Source organism: Bradyrhizobium sp. (genome assembly GCF_004799405.1).
GTDB lineage: Bacteria > Pseudomonadota > Alphaproteobacteria > Rhizobiales > Xanthobacteraceae > Bradyrhizobium.
In genome coordinates this window covers 1-19,023 of the sequence record NZ_SSMW01000100.1, presented here as the reverse complement: position 1 = coordinate 19,023, position 19,023 = coordinate 1, and the positions used below count along the sequence as shown (strand labels likewise).

Sequence of the window (19,023 nt, the reverse complement as noted above, 5' to 3'; positions counted from 1 at the left end):
CGTTTTTTCTGGACCGGACAATGGCTGGAGCACGATCTCGCCGGAAAACCGGGACCCACTTTTCCGGATCACGCTCAAAAACCTGGATTACGAAAGGGCGCATCGCCCTCAAAAAGGAAGCCCGGCCAAAAGACCGGGCACGCCTTACTCGTTGCAGCGCAATATAGTCAGAAATTGCCGAAAAACAATGCGTTGTTTGTGGATTGGTTAGCCGATTTTCGCTTCCGATCGCCTCGCTTTTAACGGGCAGGGGGCTCTTCGGTCGGATAGACCCCGCGCAGCACCTCCTCGAAGTGGTTTTTGACGGCTTCGTTGCACAGGCAGGCCCGGATCTTCAGGGCCTCGGGGTTTTGCACCAGGAACGAGCCGCGGCGGGTTTCGAGAACACCCTCCGCCTTGAAGGTCTGGATCACGCGGCTGGTGTAGCTGCGGCCGACTCCGAGCAGGGTCGCCAACTGCTCGTGGGTCAGCGGCACGACGTTGTCGCCATCGGCGCGTTCCATTGCCGAGACGATCCATTTGGCGGTGCGCTGTTCGATCGAATGGATCGCATTGCAGGCGGTCGACTGGAACATCTGTGCCATCATGCAATCGGCATAGCGCGCGAAAATGTTGCGCAGCGTGGCCGATTTTGCCTTGGCCGCATTCAGTTTCACGACATGCAGGCGCACGAACGGGCCGCCGAACTTGACCGTGATGCGGGTATAGGCCGGCAGATATCCCTCGCTGACAATGCCGCCGACGGCGCCCTCGCGGCCGACCAGGATGGTTTCGACGTCGCGGCCGTCTTCGTTGGGAACGAGATAGGACGCAAGGCTGGGCCCGCAGGGGAAGTGGACGATTTCGACATCGTCGCCGGGATTGTAGAGCAGGTCGTCGGGCGCGGCCTCTTCGTGCGCAAGATGCGGCGCAATCAGAGCGAAGTCGCTGGCGTTGAGCCGCCGCAATAAATTATTCGACGGCCGCTCGCCGTTGCTTTGCGCGTCTCCGCTTGGCATTCAGTATCCCCGTCCGCAGCCGACAATAACTGCCTTTGCCGGATTCATGTGTCCACAAGTGCACAGACAACGGAACTGGGGTGTGATGGGTTCCAATATGGAAACCGGCTATGCGCCTGGATGGGGCGTCGCCGGCAGGCCGCGCCCGGTGCGCTCCCAGGTACTCGAATAAATCTTAAGCCTCTCACCCGGTACGACCATGAAACCCGCGCTTTACGACGGCATGCCGGGCGACGTGCTGATCGTCGAGGATGACCCGATCATCGCGCTCGGCCTCGAGGATACCATCCTCGGTTTTGGCGTGAAAACGGTGCGGACCGCGGCAAGCGTCGCCCGTGCGCTGGACATGATCGCCGACCGCGCGCCGGATTTTGCGCTGCTCGATGTCGGGCTGGTCCGTGAAAAGAGCTTTGCGATCGCCGAGCGGCTGGAGGCCCTGCAGGTTCCCTTTGCCTTCGTCACCGGTTACGGCGCCGATGTCGGTTTTCCGGCAGCATTCGCCCACAAACCGCGGCTGCCGAAACCCTGTTCGCTCGATGCGCTGCAAGCGGCGTTGAAACACCGCTTGGACCGCGCCGACGGCTGATCCGCCGATAGCTACAAAATGCCGCTGGCCCGGAACTGCGCGCTGGCGCGTTGCAGGTTTTGCGGCATGCTGATGAGCAACGCCTTGCGGTCGGCCACCGCGCCGTGGAACTGGTCCAGCGCGATATTGAAGGCGCTCAACGCCCCTTCCTCGATGGCGCCATGATCGAAGCACCGCAGGGTATTGCGCATGATGGCGTCGGCCTCGGCCTGCATCCGGTCGAGCTCTTCGATGGAATCGCAGCGTCGCGCCGCCGCCAGCATGTCCAGCAGGCGCTCGCGCAATGAGGTGTTGCTGCTGCGCTCGTCCTTTTTCAGGTAGCCCGCGAACCATGCGCCGGCCGAGCCCATGGCGGACAGGCCCATCAGCCCCCACCAGATGTAATCGCTGTAGCGATCGAGGAAGGTTTTCTCCTCGCCGTCGACAAAGGCCGCGGCACCGGGATGCACGGGGATCGCGGCGTCCTTGTCGGTGTCCGGGGTCTCGATTTTCGCCGCCAGCGGGAATTCCGCCATCACCGATTGCCGGATTGCGAACAGCTGCCGGGTAAAAGCGGCGACGGTCGTATCGGAAAGCGTCTTTGCCGCGACGATGTGGTGCGAGAAGCTGATCGTCTTGACCTCTTCCTCGGGTCGGTCGGGCGAGCCGCCGAAGGCGCCGGCGGGAATCTCGGACGCCTCGTACACCGGGTGATTTTGCGCGATTGCCTCGGCCGAATCGATCGCGAGGAAGGTCGGCGTGCCGCCGTCGCGCGTCGATGCCGTGATCGCATCGGCGGTTATCTTGCTGTTGACCGGTCCGGCGGCGAAATACGCATCCGCCCGCTGCTTGCGGATCGCCTCTACTGATTCGCCGGCTGGAAACTGAACGATGTCGACCTTGCCTGAATCCACCCCGTATTGCTGCAGGATCACCTTGAGCAGATTGACATTGGCCTGGGTGCGGCCGACGACGCCGACGCGGCGTCCGGCGAGTTGCGGAATCTTCGTGATCTTCGCAGCGGTTTTCTTGCCCTTGCCTTTTGCCGGTGATGGGACCCACAGCACCGCGACATTTTTGCGCAGCGTCGCCACCGCCTGCGCGTCTTTCGGCACTTCGAGATCGCCCCGGATGATGGCGAGATCGGCCTTGCCGTCGGCAAGCGCCTGGGCGCTCGCGGCAGCGCCCTCGGTTTGAATGGGCCGCAAGCGGATATGGCTGTGGGTGTGGGCAAAGGCTTGCGTCAGCGCCTGAACCACCTTGACGTCATCGCTGTTCACCGGACCGACCGCGATCCGCAAGGTCACCGGGCGCATCGCAAAGTAATACGCGCTCGCGCCTGTGCCGACGATGGCGAGGAGGCCCGCCAGCACGACGAACATCACCTTCCGCCTCGCGGAGCGGGCTGTCGGCGGCACCAGCGCTGTCTCTGTATCGGGGTCCGCAGTCATCGACCTGGCAAACAATCGTTTGAGGTTCAATTTCATCGTGCAACGCCGTTAGAGCGACATTCTAGCAAATTTCCTGCCAGTTCAGGGTTACATCTGCGTCATGGTTACTGGGCGCTTCGGCCGCTTTGCCGTCTGTCGGGTCATGGATCCCGACTGTAAGGTCCGGCGTTAGGGTAAGGTCGGTGTGAAACGGGAGGCGGTCATGGCGGAGCGGCTATCGATGGAGGCACGGAAATCGGCCCTGAAGGGGTTGCCCGGATGGACCGAAACAGCGGGCCGCGAGGCGATTGCGCGGACCTTTATTTTCAAGGATTTCAATGAGGCATTCGGGTTCATGTCCCGGGCCGCGCTGGTGGCGGAAAAGCATGACCACCATCCGGAATGGCGCAACGTTTACAAGACGGTGGAAGTGGTCCTGGCGACCCATGACGCCGGCGGCGTCACTTCGCTCGATATCGAACTTGCCAAAGCCATGAACGCGATCGCCGGCCAGCTTGGCGTGACCTGATCCTCGCGCAATCTTGCGATTCTGGCGCAACGTCCCCAATTGAAGCGCGTATTGTGAAATGTCCGCCGCGGCGATCTGTCCGCGGCTTGAGGGAGCCTCGCGATGGCAACCGAACATACCGCGGGCTTTGAGCCGGCCGACCGGCTGGCGCAAGACCGTGAAAGCGTGCGCCGGCGTTTCTGGATCAAGCTGAAGCGGGTGGTGGCACAGCTTCCGTTCGCCGAGGACTTGCTTGCGGCGTATTATTGCGCGTTCGACAAGCAGACGCCGCGCCACGTGCAGGCGGCACTGCTCGGCGCCATCGCCTATTTCATCCTGCCGTTCGATTTTATTCCGGACATGCTGCCGGTGCTGGGTTTCACCGACGATGCCGCGGTACTTGCGACCGCAATCCGCCTGGTCTCGACCCACATCACCCCGGACCATCGCGACGCCGCTCGCGCCGCGTTGAAGCGGGTCAGCAACGGCGAACCGGGCGAGTAGTTCGCGCGATCACGGCGGCTCCGGCAGGCTGGATCGCCCGGCCACAAGCCGGGCGATGATTAGTCAGGTGCGCCGGGAATCAGCGCGGCTGCGATGCCGGGCGAAGCTGCGCTTTGGCATTCTGCTCGGCCTCCCAGGCCCGGTACTGCTGGAACAGCGCTTCCTTGTCGGCATCCGATTTGAGTTCGGCCGAAGCCGGGTTCTGTTTCAGGAATGCCTGGAACCTGTCGCGCGCAATCGGCTGGACTCCGTGCTGGTCGAGCCATTGCTTTGCAGCGGGAAAGCGGTTCCAGTCGGCGAGCGGCGCCGCCAATGAGACTTCCTTCCATTTCGGATGGAACGGCGGGTTCTGGAACGCCGGAAACTTGGTGAAAAAGGCATCCACAAACTGCGAGAGCTTTCGGTAACGGTCGGAATTGGGCGCCCAGTTATAGGCAGCCAGCACCGCCGGCACCGCAATGGTGTCGACCTTTTCCTGGTCCGCGATCAGGTTCGGATAGTCCTTTGCGCTCAGGGTTGCCGGCAGGTAGTCGCCTTGCAGCGGCTTGTCGTAATCGACCGTCACGAGGTGAAAGCGGTCGTCCTTGAAACCGCTTACGGCCTTGTACGGCTTGCCGCCGACAACGATCACGGCATCGATGTCGCCGTTGCGCAGTTTTTCCAGCGCGATCCGCTGCTCGATGTAGACCACCTTCGGCTTGATGCCGAGCCGCTCGAACACGGTCAGCGCGGTGATGAAAGTGCCGCCATTGGGAAGATCGACGCTGACGGTCTTGCCTTCGAGCTCTTTGAGGTTGTGGATCGACCTCGGCGCGATGACGTGCATCTCCTCATTGTAAAGCTTGGTCACGTAGGTGAACTGCTTCTTGATGTCCTTGGCGAAGCCTTTCCTCTCGAGGTAGTCGAGCGTGTCGGATCGCACGATGCCGAGATCGACGCCCTGCAGGAACAGGATGTCGGCGACGCTCTGCACCGAGCCGCGCCCGACGATGGGAAGCACCCGCAGCTTGTTTCCGTCGTCGAGCACGGAAGCAAGGTCGGCGCCGAATTGAACATAGGTGCCGCCGATGGTGCCGGATATCAGCGTCACCGTGTTGGCGTTCAGGGCCTGCTTGGTAGCCGCCGAGCCGAATTGAAAGATGGCCTTGAGGCTTTCGCTGACCTTGGCCGGATCATATTCGCCTTCTTCGGCCCGTGCCGCGAAGCCGCAAGCCATCATTGTGGCAACGAGTGCCAATCCTATTAAACGTCGCATGTTGTCCCCGCTAGAAGTCAGTTTTGCAGTTGGCTGAGGCGGCGTTGCGCGTCGGCTGAGCCGAGCTGGGCGGCCCTCTGGTACCAGGCGCGCGCCGCCGCAGGATCGGGAATGATGTTGCGGGCGTCTTGCGTGCCCAGCACATCGGGATCGTAGGTCTGCGCCAGCAGCAGCGCCGCGCTGGCCTCTTGCGCATCCGCTGCCCGTTCGAGCAGCAGCCGGGCAGGTGGAATGTCACCTTCCGTAAGCAGGCCTTTGGCCCGGTTCAGCAGCGTCGCGAGTTCGTCGGGATCGAGTTTTCTTGTCGGCGGGGTGGCGACGGGCGCGACGGGCGCCGCCGTGGCTGGAATGCGGCCCTGCAGCGCGCTCTGATAAGCTGTCACGATCTCCGCGCGCGTCGGCGCCATCGCGACCGTCATGGTGCTCTGAGCGCCAGGCGTCTGATTTGCCGGCGCTGAAAGCCGGGTCGGATCCTTCAACTGTACGTCGCTTGCCGTCAGCCGTGAGGGGTCCGGTTGCGCCGCCGCCGGGGAAGCCGGAATGACGCCCGCGATTGAAGCCTTGGCGCTGACGATGATGTCGCGGGTGGCGTCTGAAGAAAACCACGCCAGCAGGATTGCCACGGCCGCGGCCGCCAAAGCACCGGCGAGGATTCGGGACGAAATCGAAGACTTCCGGGTCTTCAGCAAGGGGGGCATGTATTCGCTTGGATCCGGTTCGCCGTCGGCGTCGGAAAGAAACAGCGGGACGTGACTTTCCCAGTCGGAACCCGCGCGCGCCGATCCGAACCTGTAGGACGGTCCTTGATGATCGTTATCCCTTTCACGATACGGCTCGATGTCAGGATCGTATGATCGATAGCGTGTTGCCTGCTCCACCATGGCGATGCTCCCAGTTACTGTTACGCAACTATGGGGCGTCTTGCGGAATTCAGTTTTCTTGTTGCCCAGAAGCGCCCCGCTACTGAAGCTCTTAACTCGCGGTTTGAATCGGCCCAAAAAACGACTGCGGCGGGCGCGAATTGGGAGATATTTAGGTTTGATTGGGGCGCAGAACGGTCGTTCACAGATAAAATTGCTGTAAAATGTTCGCTGTTTGGCCGGTTATTCGCGCGTGCGGCAACGCGTGCAATGCCATTTCGCGAACACAAAGGACCGGCGCGCCGCGGCATTGCGGTTCTGCCGCTGACGTTGCGGAATGCCGGACCGCCGGATCATGGGCGAGCGGAAGCGACGCCGTGCTTCGACGGCTATGCCGGGCGGCGACGGCCTTCATGACGCGAGAAGGCTTACCTGCAAATCACGGATGCAGGATCACCTTGCCCATCGCCTTGCGCCCCGCCAGCACTTTCAGCGCGTCGGCGGTCTGCGCCAGCGGGAAGGTGCGATCGACGTGGGAAGAGATTTTGCCTTCCGCGGTCCACTTCACCAGCTTCTCGAGATTGGCGCGGTTCTTCTCCGGGTTGAGCCGCGCCCAGTGGCCCCAGAACACGCCTCGGATGTCGCAGCCTTTCAGGAGCGCGAGATTGAGCGGCATTTTCGGAATCTCGCCGGCGGCGAACCCGATCACCAGGAAGCGGCCTTCCCACGCGATCGAGCGCAATGAGGCTTCCGCGTAAGCGCCGCCGACCGGATCGAAAATGATGTCGGCGCCCTTGCCGCCGGTCAGCCGCCGCAAGCCTTCCTTCAGGTCTTCCTTGGCGTAGTTCAGCCCGAGTTCGGCGCCGTGTGCCTTGGCAAATTCGATCTTCTCCTCCGAGGACGCGCAAGCGATCACCTTCAGGCCCATCAGTTTGCCGAGTTCGCATGCCGCAAGGCCGGTGCCGCCGGCGGCGCCAAGCACCGCCATGGTCTCGCCGGGCTTGAGGCTGGCGCGGTCTTCCAGCGCATGCAGTGCGGTGCCGTAGATGATGATGATTCCGGCGGCGCGGTCGAAATCCAGATTGTCGGGAATTTTGACGATGGAGCTGGCCGGCAGCGCGATCTTTTCGCGCGCGCCATTGTGGCCGCACGAGGCCACCACGCGATCGCCGACCTTGAGGCCGGTCACGCCGACGCCCACGCTTTCGATGACGCCCGCGACTTCGGCCGCCGGCGAAAACGGAAATGGCGGCTTGATCTGGTATTTGCCCTGGATCATCAACAGGTCGAAGAAATTCAGCGCCGCGGATTTGATCGCGATCACGGCCTGGCCGGCCTCCGCCACGGGATCGGGCAGATCGGCCAGCACGAGGTCGTCGGGGCCGCAATATTGCGAGCAGAGGACAGCTTTCATGGACACACCTGGCTTTGGGACGCACAAAGGACGCTGGCAGGCTTCATGCCGGATTTGTAGCCGGGCTACAATCTGATTCGGACCTGTTGTGCTTTGCAGACAAGGAACAAACCGATGTTCGAAAAAGGCATGCTTGGGGGGAAGCGCATCTTGGTCACCGGCGGCGGCTCCGGACTCGGGGCGGCGATGGGACGCCGCTTCGTCGAGTTGGGTGCCGAACTGATCATCTGCGGCCGCCGGCTTGAATTGCTGGAGGCGACCGCCGGCAAGATGCGCAGCGATCTCGGCGGCAAGGTCAGCGCCATCAGATGCGACATACGCGACGGCGGGGCCGTCGACGCCATGATGGACGCGGTCTGGCGCGAGGCGCCGCTCGACGTGCTGGTCAACAATGCCGCCGCCACCTTCATCGCGCAGACCGAGCATTTGTCGTTCCGCGCCGCGGACGCGATCCTGGCCCCGACGCTGCACGGCACGATGTACTGCACGCTGGCGGCCGGCAAGCGCTGGATCGAAGGCGGACACAACGGCGTGGTGCTGAGCATCCTCTCCACCTCGACCATTACCGGCCGCGCCTTCACGGTGCCTTCGGCGATGGCCAAGTCCGCGATTCTCGCAATGACCAAAAGCCTTGCGGTGGAATGGGGACCGAAGGGCGTCCGCACCGTCGCGATTGCACCCGGCGCGTTTCCGACCGCCGGCGCATCGGGCCAGCTTCGGCCCGAAGGCCGCGACCAGGGCTGGGCAACCAGAAATCCGCTCGGCCGCACCGGCGAACACAGCGAATTGGCCGATCTTGCAAGCTTCCTGATTTCGGATCGGGCCGGTTACATCAACGGCGAGATGGTGGTGCAGGACGGCGGGGCGCATCTGCGTGGTTCCGGCGCCGAGGACCTGTTGCAATGGAGCGATGCGCAGTGGGAGAAGCAGCGGACGGCGCGGCCTAAAACGTGAAGCGCCAAGCCGCGCCGCAAGCATGCCGCGGCGAGCGGCGAACGTCCCGTTCGATGACCGCTGACTGCCTTCCCAAACAAACTTTTCCCGGCTATCCATCGGCGCCGTGACGGAAATGCCGGGCCATCTTCCAGTCACAATAATAAGGGACGAGACCTGATGTCCGTGCGGCGAATGCTGACAGCTCTGGCGGCTGGTGTGCTGATGTGCGGGGTCGCCGTCCCGGCGCAGGCGCAGAGCGCACCGCCGAAGGCCGCAGCCAAACCGGCGGTGGCAAAACCGGAAGCCAGGCCCGCTGCCGCGGTGGCCGGTGGCGCCGAGCCGACGCTGATCGGCCAGTTCGGCACCTGGGGCGCTTACACCGCGACGCCGAACGGCAAGAAAGTGTGTTTCGCGCTCGCGAAACCCTCGTCGTCGAAAACCAATCCGCCGAATCGCCCGCGCGACCCGGCCTATGCCTTTGTCTCGACGCGCCCGGCCGAAAAAGTCACCAACGAAGTTTCGGTCATGATCGGCTACACGTTGAAGCCGGGATCGGAATCGACGCTGGAAGTCGGCGGCGCTTCCTACGCGATGTACACCCAGGGCGACGGCCTCTGGATCAAGAACGCCGCCGAGGAAGAACGGATGGTCGACGCCATGCGCAAGGCCGCCGACGTCGTGGTCAAGGGCGTCTCCGCCAAGGGCACCGAGACCACCGATACGTTCTCGACCAAGGGGCTTTCCCAGGCACTCGACCGGCTGGCGCAGGATTGCAGGCGCTAGACCGCTTCCACTGTCAATACTGACTGATTTAGCGCCTTTCCAGCGGGCGATGGAAAGCCTATCTGATGCTCCATGACTGACACCATCACCTCTTCAACCGGAGCGGATTCCGGGGCGCTGGCACCCCTGGAGAAAATCGCGCTCGAAACCTACGTGCCGCCGGCAAAGCCGTCGCTGGTCGGGCTGTCGCGCGCGGAAATCGCCGAGCGGCTCGGCGCCATCGGCGTCGCGCCGGCACAGCGCAAGATGCGCGTGCAGCAGCTCTGGCACTGGATCTATGTCCGCGGCGCAAAAAGCTTCGACGAGATGACCAGTATCTCGAAAGCGATGCGCGACGATCTTTCGGCAAACTTCACGGTGGCGCGTCCCGAAGTGGTCGCCGAACAGGTTTCCAGCGACGGCACCCGCAAGTGGCTGCTGCGATTGCCGAGCGGCGATGCAATCGAAAAGGCGCATGAAGTCGAATGCGTCTATATTCCGGAAACCGATCGCGGCACGCTGTGCGTTTCCTCGCAAGTGGGCTGCACGCTGAGTTGCTCGTTCTGCCATACCGGCACGCAACGGCTGGTGCGCAATCTCACCGCAGGTGAAATCGTCGGCCAGGTCATGGTGGCGCGCGACCGCCTCAATGACTGGGCCGACCGCGTCACCCCGACCGGCAGCCGTCTCGTCACCAATGTGGTGATGATGGGCATGGGCGAGCCGCTCTACAATTTCGAGGCGGTGCGCGATGCGCTCTTGATCGTCGCCGACAATGAAGGCATCGGCATTTCCCGCCGCCGCATCACGCTGTCGACCTCCGGCGTGGTGCCAAACATCATCCGCACCGGTGAGGAGATCGGCGTGATGCTGGCGATCTCGCTGCACGCGGTGCGCGACGAGTTGCGCAACGAGTTGGTGCCGCTGAATCGGAAATATCCGATCGCCGAATTGCTGCAGGCCTGCCGCGACTATCCGGGCTCGTCCAACGCCCGGCGCATCACCTTCGAATATGTGATGCTCAAAGGCGTCAACGATTCGCTCGATGACGCCAAACTGCTGGTCCGGATGCTGAAGGGGATTCCGGCCAAGATCAATCTCATTCCGTTCAATCCGTGGCCCGGCACGCGCTACGAATGTTCGGACTGGGACCAGATCGAAAAGTTCTCGGAATATATTTTCAACGCCGGCTACTCCTCGCCGGTGCGCACGCCGCGCGGCCGCGATATCCTTGCCGCCTGCGGCCAGCTCAAGTCCGAAACCGAAAAATTGTCGGTGCGCGAGCGGCAGGCGCTGCGCGCAATGGCGATGACGGACTAACCCGTGACTAGCCAGAGAACAACCGGATGGCGCTGATCGGCCGCCTCTTCGTCGTCTTCTTCGCATTCCTAGTCGCATGCATGGTGGCCGGGATGATCGTGGTCGGCGCGGTGCTGTTTCCGGAATTCAGCGATCTCGGCAGCGGCCCGATCGATCCGGGCGCGCTGAACATCGTGCTCGGTTTCGGCTTCATCTTCATCAGCGGCTTTGCGCTGCTGCCGGCGCTGATCGTGGTCCTGGTCACCGAAGCGTTTTATATCAGGAGTGTGCTGACCTACGCGATCGGCGGCGGCCTGGTCGGTCTGGCGTGTTATCTCGGCCTCATCCCGTTCGACCCCGACACGCTTTGCTTCGACGGCATCGTCCGGCGTCATCTCGAAATCATGACCGGCGCCGGCATCGTTGCCGGCTTCATCTACTGGATGATCGCGGGCCGCAACGCCGGCGCCTGGCGCGAGCCGCCGCGGCCGTTGCCGTCCTTGCCGCCGCTGCCGTCGCATTCGCCGCCGCCGCAATCGCCGCCGCCATCAACAGGATGAGAACGTGCTGCGGGTAGCGAAAGCGCGCTTCGTCAAGCCTTTTCATCCCCGACGTCCTCGGCTAAACCCCGCGCCATGAACCGGACCGGACTTTTCATCGCGCTGGGGCTGACGCTGGTCACTGGGTTGCTGTTCGGGATTTATCCCGGGCTCGACCTCAAGCTCTCCGCGCTGTTCTACGATGCCGCGATCAAGTCCTTTCCGCTGAAATCCAGCGCGTCGGCCGAGCTCGTGCGCAGGGCCATGATGTGGATTGCCTGGGGCCTGGCGCTGCCGGCGATCATCGCGTTTGTGATCAAGCTGTGGCGGCCGGACCGGCCGCTGCGGATGTCCGGCCGCGCGATGGCCTTTCTGCTGGTAACCATGCTTCTTTCGGCCGGCGTCCTCACCAATCTCGGGTTCAAGAGCTTTTGGGGCCGGCCGCGCCCGGTGACGGTCACCGAGTTCAACGGCGACAAGCAGTTCATGCCGTGGTGGGATCCGCGCGGAGCGTGCCCGCGCAACTGCTCGTTCTTCTCCGGCGAAGGCGCTACCGCATTCTGGACCTATGCGCCCGCGGCGCTGACGCCGCCGGCGTGGCGGCCGCTGGCCTATGCCGCGGCCACCCTGTTCGGCGTGTTTACCGGCGGCCTGCGGATGGCATTCGGAGGGCATTTCTTTACCGACATCGCGGCGGCCGGATTGGCGACGTTTCTGATGATCTGGCTGACCTACGGCTGGATCTACCGCTGGCCATCGACCCGCCCGTCGGATGAGAGCATCGACGCCGCGTTGACGCGGCTGGCGTGGCCCTTTTACCGCTTGCGGCAACGCTGGCGCGGCCGCGATGTCGCGCCAAATCCGCCGGTGTAGGCAACATTCGCCACATCGAGCGCCATTAAACGCGTGCTCGTCGCCGCGAAATTTGATATTCGCGCACTCAAGCCGCAAACCAGATCAGCCGATTGGAAGTTTTATGAGTACGATCCTGAACAGCCTGCCCAAAGGAGAAAGCGTCGGTATCGCTTTCTCGGGCGGCCTCGACACCAGTGCGGCGCTGTTGTGGATGAAGCAAAAAGGCGCCCGCGTCTTTGCCTATACCGCGAACCTCGGCCAGCCCGACGAGGCCGACTACGACGAGATTCCGCGCAAAGCGCTGGAATTCGGCGCCGAGAAAGCCCGGCTGGTGGATTGCCGCACGCAGCTGGTCCACGAAGGCATTGCCGCCATCCAGGCGGGCGCCTTCCATGTCTCAACCGGCGGCATTGCGTATTTCAACACCACACCGCTCGGCCGTGCCGTGACCGGCACCATGCTGGTATCGGCAATGAAGGAGGATGGCGTCAACATCTGGGGCGACGGCTCCACCTACAAGGGCAACGATATCGAGCGGTTCTACCGCTACGGACTGCTGACCAATCCGGCCTTGCGGATCTACAAGCCCTGGCTCGATCAGCAGTTCATCGACGAGCTGGGCGGCCGGGCGGAAATGTCGGCGTTCATGAGCGCCAACGGATTCGCCTACAAGATGAGCGCGGAAAAGGCCTATTCGACCGACAGCAATATCCTCGGTGCCACCCATGAGGCCAAGGATCTCGAGCACCTCGATAGCGGCATCAAGATCGTGCGGCCCATCATGGGCGTGCCGTTCTGGCGCGACGACTGTGTCGTCAAGGCCGAAACGGTCACCGTGCGGTTCGTGGAGGGCCGGCCCGCCGCGCTGAACGGCCGGACCTTCGCCGACCCCGTCGCGCTGTTCCTTGAGGCCAACGCCATCGGCGGCCGGCACGGCCTTGGCATGAGCGACCAGATCGAGAACCGGATCATCGAGGCCAAGAGCCGCGGCATCTACGAAGCGCCGGGGATGGCGCTGATGCATATCGCCTACGAACGCCTGGTCACCGGCATCCACAACGAAGACACCATCGAGCAATACCGGATCAGCGGCATGCGGCTCGGCCGATTGCTCTACCAGGGGCGGTGGTTCGATTCCCAGGCCCTGATGCTGCGCGAGACCGCGCAGCGATGGGTGGCGCGCGCCGTCACCGGCGAGGTGACGCTCGAGCTGCGCCGCGGCAATGACTACTCGATCCTGAACACCGCGAGTCCCAATTTGACCTACCAGCCGGAGCGGCTGAGCATGGAGAAGGTCGAGGATGCGGCGTTCACGCCAGGCGATCGCATCGGCCAGCTCACCATGCGCAACCTCGATATCGCCGATAGCCGCGCCAAGCTCGATCTCTACGCCAGGACGGGCTTGCTGTCGGCCGAGCCGGGCTCACACATCCCGAAGCTCGATAGCGACAAAAGCTGACAAACCTCTCAACGTTGTTCCGGCGTTCGCCGGGACGACGTCTTGAAACGACGCTAGCTAAAAAAATGGCCGGGATTTCTCCCGGCCATTTTATTTCGCGGAATGCTTGGCTTTAGCGCGGCGGGGCGGTGCCCGGCGGCGGCGGCGGCAGCGAGGCGGTGCCGCCGTCGAGCAATGGCGTGATGCGGCGGATGGTGACGCGGCGGTTGATCCGGCTCGGCCCGTCGGTCTGCTCCTTCAGGTATTGCTTGCCGTAGCCTTGCGAGGTCAGGTTTTCCGCGGGCACGCCGAATTGCTGGGTCAGCAGCTCGGCCGCGGATTCCGCGCGGCGGTCCGACAGCGACAGATTGTCGACATCCGACCCCACCGCATCGGTGTGACCCTCGATCAGGAACACCTCGCGCGGGTTGCGCGCGATCGCCCGGTTGAGTCCGTCGGCGATCCCCTGCAGCTTCGCCGCCTGATCGGGCGGAATCTCCCACGATCCGGTTTCGAAGTTGATGGTGTTGAGATCGATGCTCGGCATCAACATGCGCAACGACGGGCTGTAGCGAATCTCGTCGAGCGAATAGCGCCGCTCGATCCGTTCCACCGGGGGTGCCTCCATGGTGTCGTACAACAGTTCCGGCGGCGCGCCATCGGCGTCGACGATGTAGCGGTCGTAGGGAATGCGGATCACCGGCGGCGGCAGGTCGACATAGAAACCGCCGACCGCGTTGGGATCGATATAACTGTTGTCGATGATGATGATCTCGCGGCCCTGCTGATCCCGGCGAATCCGGCGCAGCAACCGGCCGTCGCGGCCGGTGACCGTGATGATCTGCGAGCCGTCGGGACGGACCACGATGGTTTGCATGTCGTTGCCGACTTGCCGGGTCTGGATATCGCGCGCGCCGTAGCGGAAGCGATCTTCCTCGTCGTGGCGGATGAACGAATGACCGCTGGGATCGACAACGATGAGCCGGCCGGGCTCGGTAAAGACCGTGCGGCCGCCCTCCTGGGTTTCCCGTCGCGCGCTACGGAAATCATCCATGCGGCGCGGTCCCTGGATCACCGCGCCCGGAGCGATCGGCGTCAGGGCTTGCGTGCGCGGTGGCAGTGTTGGAAGCGGCGCGGTGACGGCTGGCGGCGGCGGGCGATGCGCCAGCGGCCCGGTTCCGGGCGGCAGCGTGGTCTGTCCGCCACCGGGTCCGGGAGCGATGCTCGGGACCGGATTATTCGCGGGCGGTCCCGTCCGCTGCGGTTGCAGCCCCGTACCTTCAACGGGATGCGGACCCGTCGTCGGCGCGCTTTTCTGCAAAGGCTGCACGCCCGGTGCAATGCCGGGGGTAGCCGGCGGCTTGGGCGCCGCAGGCGGCGGTGGCGCCGGAGGAGCGGGCGGTGCGGGATGCTGCATGGGCGCGACGACACCATGCGGCGGCTGCGGTGCAACCGGAGTCGGATGCGGCGCGGGCGCTATCCCGGGAGGCGGGGCGTGCGGCGTCGGGGGTGGCGGCGGCGGGGGTGGAGGTGCGGCGTGCGGTGGCGGGGCTCCTTTTGGCGGTGGCTGCTGCTGCTTGGATTTTCCATCGTGGGTTTCGCCGGCGGCCTGCGCCATCACCATCGGGGCGGTCTGGGCATGCGATGGCGAACCGGCGAATTGCATCGTGGCGAGGGCTGTCGTGGCAAGCAGCACGAGACGAAGTTTGGTCATGATGATCTGGATCCCCGGAAAAACAATTGGCAATGACGCGCGTCCTGGTCGGACCAACTGGCTGGACAAACGGCTGGTTCAGGCGATCAACAAATAAGCGTTAGGCCGGATTGTGGCAGGCCTCAAAGACGGCCGTGTTTTTATTTCTGAAAACAAGGAGTTCCCATGTGCCCTTGTTCATTGCGCATTCAGGCGATGGTTTCAAACCGTAGTTTCACATTGTCCCCTGCGGCATCGCCGCAGCGGTGGGACCGGGCATATCGGGTCCCGGCGGGCCCCGCACCGGCAGTTCGTCGGGCATCTCGCCCGGCAATTCCTCCGGCGGTGCGGGCTCGCCTGGCTCGCGCATCGGCGTAGGTACTTCAGGCCGCGGATTGCCCGGAGGACTCTCTTGCGGCGGCTCCGATGGCCGCCCCGGCTGGATCGGCGGATCTTCCTGCGGATCGATCGGCATTCTGTCCGCTCCGGAAATTATTCTGGAGCATCAACGGTCCCGTGGCGGCAAGGTTCCGCCGCAACCGCGCTAGGTGCGCACCAACAGCGTGTTGCTGCGGGTCTTGCCGGCCTCGGCGTAGCCGCGCGCGCGCATGTCGGCGATGCAGTCTTCCAGCCATTCGTTGCGCGACAGATGCTCGATCACCACCGCGCCCGGCCATAGCGACGGCGGCGCTTCCCTGAAGAAGCAGGTCATGACGCGGTCCTCATAGCCTTCGACATCGATCTTCAAGGCATCGACACGGGACACGCCGGCCTCGCCGAGAATGCGTTGCAGCCGCAACGCCCGCACCTTGATGGCGTTGCCGCCGGATTGGTCCGGCACGACGTGGCTGGCGCCGAGATTGATGCTGTCGGTCTCGAACAGCAACTCGCCGTCGGCAGCGCCGGACGCCGCCGCCACCAGCGTCACTTGCGCGAGACTGGCCGCGGCGTTGAAGGTAAGCCGCGCCAGCGTCACCGGATGCGGCTCGACCGCGATCACCGTGCCGCGTTCGCCGACATGCCGCGCCATCACCACGGCGTAGATGCCGACATTGGCGCCGACATCGACGAACACGCCGCCGGCCGGCAGGTGCGCGCGCAAAAAATCCATTTCCTCGCGGTCGTAATCGGGATTGAACGTGGCGCCGCGCTCGGTGGCGCTGTTCTGATGATAGAAACGAAACGGCGTGTCCTGATACTGGACGTCGAGCGGCCCCGCCCGCAACAGGTTGACCAGCCGCGACAGCATCGGGCGGAACGCGCCGCGCCTCAACCGCGAGCGTCGCGCCAGCGCCAGGATGGCGCGCTGCGCGCCGGTTGGCGCGAACGTCCCGAACGGCGGCGGCGAAGGGTCGTTGTCAGGAGTCAAGCAGGCGTCCCTCCCGTCGTCCCTGCTCGCGTTTCGCCCGGCCGCGACGGCCCATTGAACTCAGATCTGCGAACTCAGATCTGCCGCTCGACCATCTTCAGCTTGAGTTCGGCGATCGCCTCGGCGGGATTAAGGCCCTTCGGGCAGGCCTTGGCGCAGTTCATGATGGTGTGGCAGCGATAGAGCCGGAACGGGTCTTCGAGATTGTCGAGCCGTTCGCCGGTGGCTTCATCGCGGCTGTCCTTGACCCATCGGTTGGCCTGCAGCAATGCGGCCGGGCCGAGATAACGGTCGCTGTTCCACCAGTAGCTCGGGCACGAGGTCGAGCAGCAGGCGCACAGAATACACTCATAAAGCCCGTCGAGCTTTTCGCGGTCCTCGTGGCTCTGCCGCCATTCCTTTTGCGGCGTCGGCGTTGTGGTCTTCAGCCACGGTTCGATCGAGGCGTATTGCGCGTAGAAGTTGGTCAGGTCGGGCACCAGGTCTTTCACGACAGGCTGATGCGGCAATGGATTGACCTTCACCGCGCCGTCCTTGACGTCGTGCATCGACTTGGTGCAGGCCAGCGTGTTCTGGCCGTCGATGTTCATGGCGCAGGAGCCGCAGACGCCTTCGCGGCAGGAGCGGCGGAAGGTCAGCGTCGGATCGATCTTGTTCTTGATCCAGATCAGGCCGTCGAGAACCATCGGGCCGCAATCGTGGATGTCGATGTAATAGGTGTCGGTACTGGGATTCTTGCCGTCGTCCGGGTTCCAGCGATAGATACTGAATTCGCGCGTCTCGGTGGCACCCGCCGGCTTCGGCCAGGTCTTGCCGCCGCTGATCCTTGAATTTTTCGGCAGTGCGAATTCAACCATCTGTCTTGCCTTTCGTCATTCTCCGATGCGCAATTGCGCATCGGAGATGCGCCACCCGGCGCAGGCCCGGAATCCATACTCCCCGTCGTGGTTATGGATTCCGGGCTCGCTCGTTTGGTTCGCGTCCCGGAATGACGGGCTGTGGTGATTGCCGCTCAATACACCCGCGCCTTTGGCGGGATGTACTGTACGTCGTTGGTCATCGTGTAGTCGTGCACCGGGCGGTAATCGATCGTGGTGTCGCCGCTGTCGCCGATCCAGGCCAGCGTGTGCTTCATCCAGTTCTTGTCGTCGCGGTCGGGGAAGTCCTCGCGGGCATGGGCGCCGCGGCTCTCGGTGCGGTTGGCGGCCGAATCCATCGTCACCACCGCCTGCACAATCAGATTGTCGAACTCCAGCGTCTCGACCAGATCGGAATTCCAGGTCAGCGAGCGGTCGCTGACCGAGATGTCGCCAATGCCGCCGTGCACCTTGTGAATCAAATTGTGCCCTTCGTTCAGCACCTCGCCGGTGCGGAACACCGCGCAATTGTTCTGCATTACGTGCTGCATGCTGTCGCGCAGCTTCGCGGTCGGGGTGCCGCCGGCGGCGTAACGATAGTGATCGAGCCGGCCGAGCGACTTGTCGGCCGAATCCGCCGGCAGTTCCGGCTGCGTGCCGTTCGGCGTCAGCTTTTCGGCGCAGCGCAACGCCGCGGCGCGGCCGAACACCACAAGGTCGATCAGCGAGTTGGAGCCGAGGCGGTTGGCGCCATGCACCGAAACGCAGGCGGCTTCGCCGATCGCCATCAGGCCCGGCACCACGAAATTGTCGTCGCCGTTCTTCTTGGTCAGCACTTCGCCGTGATAATTGGTTGGAATGCCGCCCATGTTGTAATGCGCGGTCGGCACGATCGGGATCGGCTCGCGCGTCACGTCGACGCCGGCGAAAATCCGCACCGATTCCGAGATGCCCGGCAGCCGTTCGTGCAGCACCTTGGGATCGAGATGGTCGAGGTGCAGGTAGATGTGGTCTTTCTTCTTGCCGACGCCGCGGCCTTCGCGGATCTCGATGGTCATCGCGCGCGACACCACGTCGCGCGAGGCGAGGTCTTTCGCCGACGGCGCATAGCGCTCCATGAACCGCTCGCCTTCCGAATTGACGAGATAGCCGCCTTCGCCGCGCGCGCCCTCGGTGACGAGGCAGCCGGCGCCATAGATGCCGGTGGGGTGGAACTGGACGAATTCCATGTCCTGCAACGGCAGGCCGGCGCGTAGCGCCATGGCGCTGCCATCACCGGTCTGAGTGTGGGCGCCGGTGCAGGAATGATAGATGCGCCCATAGCCTCCGGTGGCCAGGATCGTGGTTTGGGCGCGGAAGCGATGCAGCGTGCCGTCGTCAAGCTTCAGCGCGATCACGCCACGGCAGGTACCCTGGTCGTCCATGATCAGGTCGATGGCGAAGAACTCGATATAGAACTCCGCCGAGTGGCGCAGGGCCTGGCCGTACATGGTGTGCAGCATGGCGTGGCCGGTGCGATCGGCGGCGGCGCAGGTGCGCTGCGCCTGGCCCTTGCCGTAGTCCAGCGTCATGCCGCCGAACGGCCGCTGATAGATCCGTCCGTTCTCGGTGCGCGAGAACGGCACGCCCCAGTGTTCCAGTTCGTAGACCGCCGCGGGGGCATGGCGCACCATGTACTCGATGGAATCCTGATCGCCGAGCCAGTCCGACCCCTTGACGGTGTCGTACATGTGCCAGCGCC

General features: G+C 63.8%; 20 protein-coding genes. 10 read left to right on the top strand and 10 right to left on the bottom strand.

The genetic code is table 11. The annotated features are described in order from the left end of the window. The coding region (locus E7813_RS15995) for a hypothetical protein (protein ID WP_291575469.1) at positions 1–243 on the top strand (243 nt) is incomplete at its 5' end. Here the strand turns inward: E7813_RS15995 and E7813_RS15990 are convergent. Next, positions 240–998 carry a helix-turn-helix domain-containing protein gene (locus E7813_RS15990; RefSeq protein ID WP_291575468.1) on the bottom strand — a complete coding sequence of 253 codons (759 nt, stop codon included), beginning with the start codon at positions 996–998 and terminating at the stop codon, positions 240–242. The genes E7813_RS15995 and E7813_RS15990 overlap by 4 nt on opposite strands. A 199-nt stretch (positions 999–1,197) precedes the next feature. Here E7813_RS15990 and E7813_RS15985 point away from each other — a divergent pair, with 199 nt between their 5' ends. Continuing rightward, positions 1,198–1,584 (top strand): response regulator, encoded by a 387-nt coding sequence (locus E7813_RS15985; protein WP_291575466.1) that lies wholly within the window; start codon positions 1,198–1,200, stop codon positions 1,582–1,584. 11 nt (positions 1,585–1,595) lie between these two features. Here E7813_RS15985 and E7813_RS15980 read toward each other — a convergent pair whose 3' ends face one another. Next, complete coding sequence (locus E7813_RS15980) at positions 1,596–2,945, bottom strand: TAXI family TRAP transporter solute-binding subunit (protein ID WP_291575470.1); 1,350 nt, start codon at positions 2,943–2,945, stop codon at positions 1,596–1,598. 271 nt (positions 2,946–3,216) lie between these two features. On the opposite strand from E7813_RS15980, the gene E7813_RS15975 reads away from it, so the two are divergent. Then, positions 3,217–3,522, top strand: a complete 306-nt coding sequence (locus tag E7813_RS15975; protein ID WP_291575465.1) for a 4a-hydroxytetrahydrobiopterin dehydratase — start codon at positions 3,217–3,219, stop codon at positions 3,520–3,522. 102 nt (positions 3,523–3,624) lie between these two features. Next, a complete protein-coding gene (locus E7813_RS15970; RefSeq protein ID WP_291575463.1) occupies positions 3,625–4,005 on the top strand; it encodes a YkvA family protein in 381 nt (126 codons plus the stop codon). 79 nt (positions 4,006–4,084) lie between these two features. On the opposite strand, the gene E7813_RS15965 is transcribed toward E7813_RS15970, so the two are convergent. The 3 genes from E7813_RS15965 to E7813_RS15955 all read right to left on the bottom strand — a co-directional run bounded on the left by E7813_RS15965 (position 4,085) and on the right by E7813_RS15955 (position 7,534). Next, complete coding sequence (locus tag E7813_RS15965; RefSeq protein WP_291575461.1) at positions 4,085–5,260, bottom strand: TAXI family TRAP transporter solute-binding subunit; 1,176 nt, start codon at positions 5,258–5,260, stop codon at positions 4,085–4,087. Between the two features lie 17 nt (positions 5,261–5,277). Continuing rightward, entirely contained in the window at positions 5,278–6,141 is an 864-nt protein-coding gene (locus tag E7813_RS15960; RefSeq protein WP_291575458.1) for a hypothetical protein, read from the bottom strand. Positions 6,142–6,559: 418 nt separating this feature from the next. Then, positions 6,560–7,534 (bottom strand): NADPH:quinone oxidoreductase family protein, encoded by a 975-nt coding sequence (locus E7813_RS15955; protein WP_291575456.1) that lies wholly within the window; start codon positions 7,532–7,534, stop codon positions 6,560–6,562. Between the two features lie 114 nt (positions 7,535–7,648). Between E7813_RS15955 and E7813_RS15950 the strand changes: the two genes are divergently transcribed. The 6 genes from E7813_RS15950 to argG all read left to right on the top strand — a co-directional run bounded on the left by E7813_RS15950 (position 7,649) and on the right by argG (position 13,384). Further along, the gene (locus E7813_RS15950; protein ID WP_291575455.1) at positions 7,649–8,488 is read left to right on the top strand and encodes an SDR family oxidoreductase; all 840 of its coding nucleotides are present in this window, start codon (positions 7,649–7,651) and stop codon (positions 8,486–8,488) included. Between the two features lie 159 nt (positions 8,489–8,647). Further along, positions 8,648–9,253, top strand: coding sequence for an invasion associated locus B family protein (locus tag E7813_RS15945; RefSeq protein WP_291575454.1), 606 nt, complete (start codon positions 8,648–8,650; stop codon positions 9,251–9,253). A 72-nt stretch (positions 9,254–9,325) separates the two neighbouring features. Next, complete coding sequence (gene rlmN, locus E7813_RS15940; RefSeq protein ID WP_291575453.1) at positions 9,326–10,552, top strand: 23S rRNA (adenine(2503)-C(2))-methyltransferase RlmN; 1,227 nt, start codon at positions 9,326–9,328, stop codon at positions 10,550–10,552. A gap of 26 nt (positions 10,553–10,578) precedes the next feature. Beyond that, a complete protein-coding gene (locus E7813_RS15935; RefSeq protein ID WP_291575452.1) occupies positions 10,579–11,091 on the top strand; it encodes a hypothetical protein in 513 nt (170 codons plus the stop codon). A 75-nt stretch (positions 11,092–11,166) separates the two neighbouring features. Then, entirely contained in the window at positions 11,167–11,943 is a 777-nt protein-coding gene (locus tag E7813_RS15930; protein WP_291575451.1) for a phosphatase PAP2 family protein, read from the top strand. Between the two features lie 103 nt (positions 11,944–12,046). Next, positions 12,047–13,384 carry an argininosuccinate synthase gene (gene argG / locus E7813_RS15925; protein ID WP_291575449.1) on the top strand — a complete coding sequence of 446 codons (1,338 nt, stop codon included), beginning with the start codon at positions 12,047–12,049 and terminating at the stop codon, positions 13,382–13,384. Positions 13,385–13,496: 112 nt separating this feature from the next. On the opposite strand, the gene E7813_RS15920 is transcribed toward argG, so the two are convergent. From E7813_RS15920 to sdhA, 5 genes are all read right to left on the bottom strand, one after another. Next, positions 13,497–15,077, bottom strand: coding sequence for an OmpA family protein (locus tag E7813_RS15920; protein WP_291575447.1), 1,581 nt, complete (start codon positions 15,075–15,077; stop codon positions 13,497–13,499). Between the two features lie 214 nt (positions 15,078–15,291). After that, positions 15,292–15,531: a hypothetical protein gene (locus tag E7813_RS15915; RefSeq protein WP_291575445.1), complete on the bottom strand. Its 240-nt coding sequence runs from the start codon at positions 15,529–15,531 to the stop codon at positions 15,292–15,294. Positions 15,532–15,600: 69 nt separating this feature from the next. Continuing rightward, positions 15,601–16,425, bottom strand: coding sequence for an FkbM family methyltransferase (locus E7813_RS15910; RefSeq protein WP_291575444.1), 825 nt, complete (start codon positions 16,423–16,425; stop codon positions 15,601–15,603). Between the two features lie 74 nt (positions 16,426–16,499). Further along, positions 16,500–17,282 carry a succinate dehydrogenase iron-sulfur subunit gene (locus tag E7813_RS15905; RefSeq protein WP_291575442.1) on the bottom strand — a complete coding sequence of 261 codons (783 nt, stop codon included), beginning with the start codon at positions 17,280–17,282 and terminating at the stop codon, positions 16,500–16,502. A gap of 155 nt (positions 17,283–17,437) precedes the next feature. After that, positions 17,438–19,023 (bottom strand): succinate dehydrogenase flavoprotein subunit (gene sdhA, locus E7813_RS15900; protein WP_291575440.1); only part of this gene is annotated, 1,586 nt, incomplete at its 5' end.

Bases quoted from the DNA above. Each gene is read 5' to 3' on its own strand.
- E7813_RS15955 (WP_291575456.1), bottom strand. From the start codon at position 7,534: ATGAAAGCTGTCCTCTGCTCGCAATATTGCGGCCCCGACGACCTCGTG.
- E7813_RS15965 (WP_291575461.1), bottom strand. From the start codon at position 5,260: ATGCGACGTTTAATAGGATTGGCACTCGTTGCCACAATGATGGCTTGC.
- E7813_RS15970 (WP_291575463.1), top strand. From the start codon at position 3,625: ATGGCAACCGAACATACCGCGGGCTTTGAGCCGGCCGACCGGCTGGCG.
- rlmN (WP_291575453.1), top strand. From the start codon at position 9,326: ATGACTGACACCATCACCTCTTCAACCGGAGCGGATTCCGGGGCGCTG.
- E7813_RS15960 (WP_291575458.1), bottom strand. From the start codon at position 6,141: ATGGTGGAGCAGGCAACACGCTATCGATCATACGATCCTGACATCGAG.
- E7813_RS15930 (WP_291575451.1), top strand. From the start codon at position 11,167: ATGAACCGGACCGGACTTTTCATCGCGCTGGGGCTGACGCTGGTCACT.
- E7813_RS15950 (WP_291575455.1), top strand. From the start codon at position 7,649: ATGTTCGAAAAAGGCATGCTTGGGGGGAAGCGCATCTTGGTCACCGGC.
- E7813_RS15980 (WP_291575470.1), bottom strand. From the start codon at position 2,945: ATGTTCGTCGTGCTGGCGGGCCTCCTCGCCATCGTCGGCACAGGCGCG.
- E7813_RS15920 (WP_291575447.1), bottom strand. From the start codon at position 15,077: ATGACCAAACTTCGTCTCGTGCTGCTTGCCACGACAGCCCTCGCCACG.
- argG (WP_291575449.1), top strand. From the start codon at position 12,047: ATGAGTACGATCCTGAACAGCCTGCCCAAAGGAGAAAGCGTCGGTATC.
- E7813_RS15975 (WP_291575465.1), top strand. From the start codon at position 3,217: ATGGCGGAGCGGCTATCGATGGAGGCACGGAAATCGGCCCTGAAGGGG.
- E7813_RS15935 (WP_291575452.1), top strand. From the start codon at position 10,579: ATGGCGCTGATCGGCCGCCTCTTCGTCGTCTTCTTCGCATTCCTAGTC.
- E7813_RS15945 (WP_291575454.1), top strand. From the start codon at position 8,648: ATGTCCGTGCGGCGAATGCTGACAGCTCTGGCGGCTGGTGTGCTGATG.
- E7813_RS15985 (WP_291575466.1), top strand. From the start codon at position 1,198: ATGAAACCCGCGCTTTACGACGGCATGCCGGGCGACGTGCTGATCGTC.
- E7813_RS15905 (WP_291575442.1), bottom strand. From the start codon at position 17,282: ATGGTTGAATTCGCACTGCCGAAAAATTCAAGGATCAGCGGCGGCAAG.
- E7813_RS15915 (WP_291575445.1), bottom strand. From the start codon at position 15,531: ATGCCGATCGATCCGCAGGAAGATCCGCCGATCCAGCCGGGGCGGCCA.
- E7813_RS15990 (WP_291575468.1), bottom strand. From the start codon at position 998: ATGCCAAGCGGAGACGCGCAAAGCAACGGCGAGCGGCCGTCGAATAAT.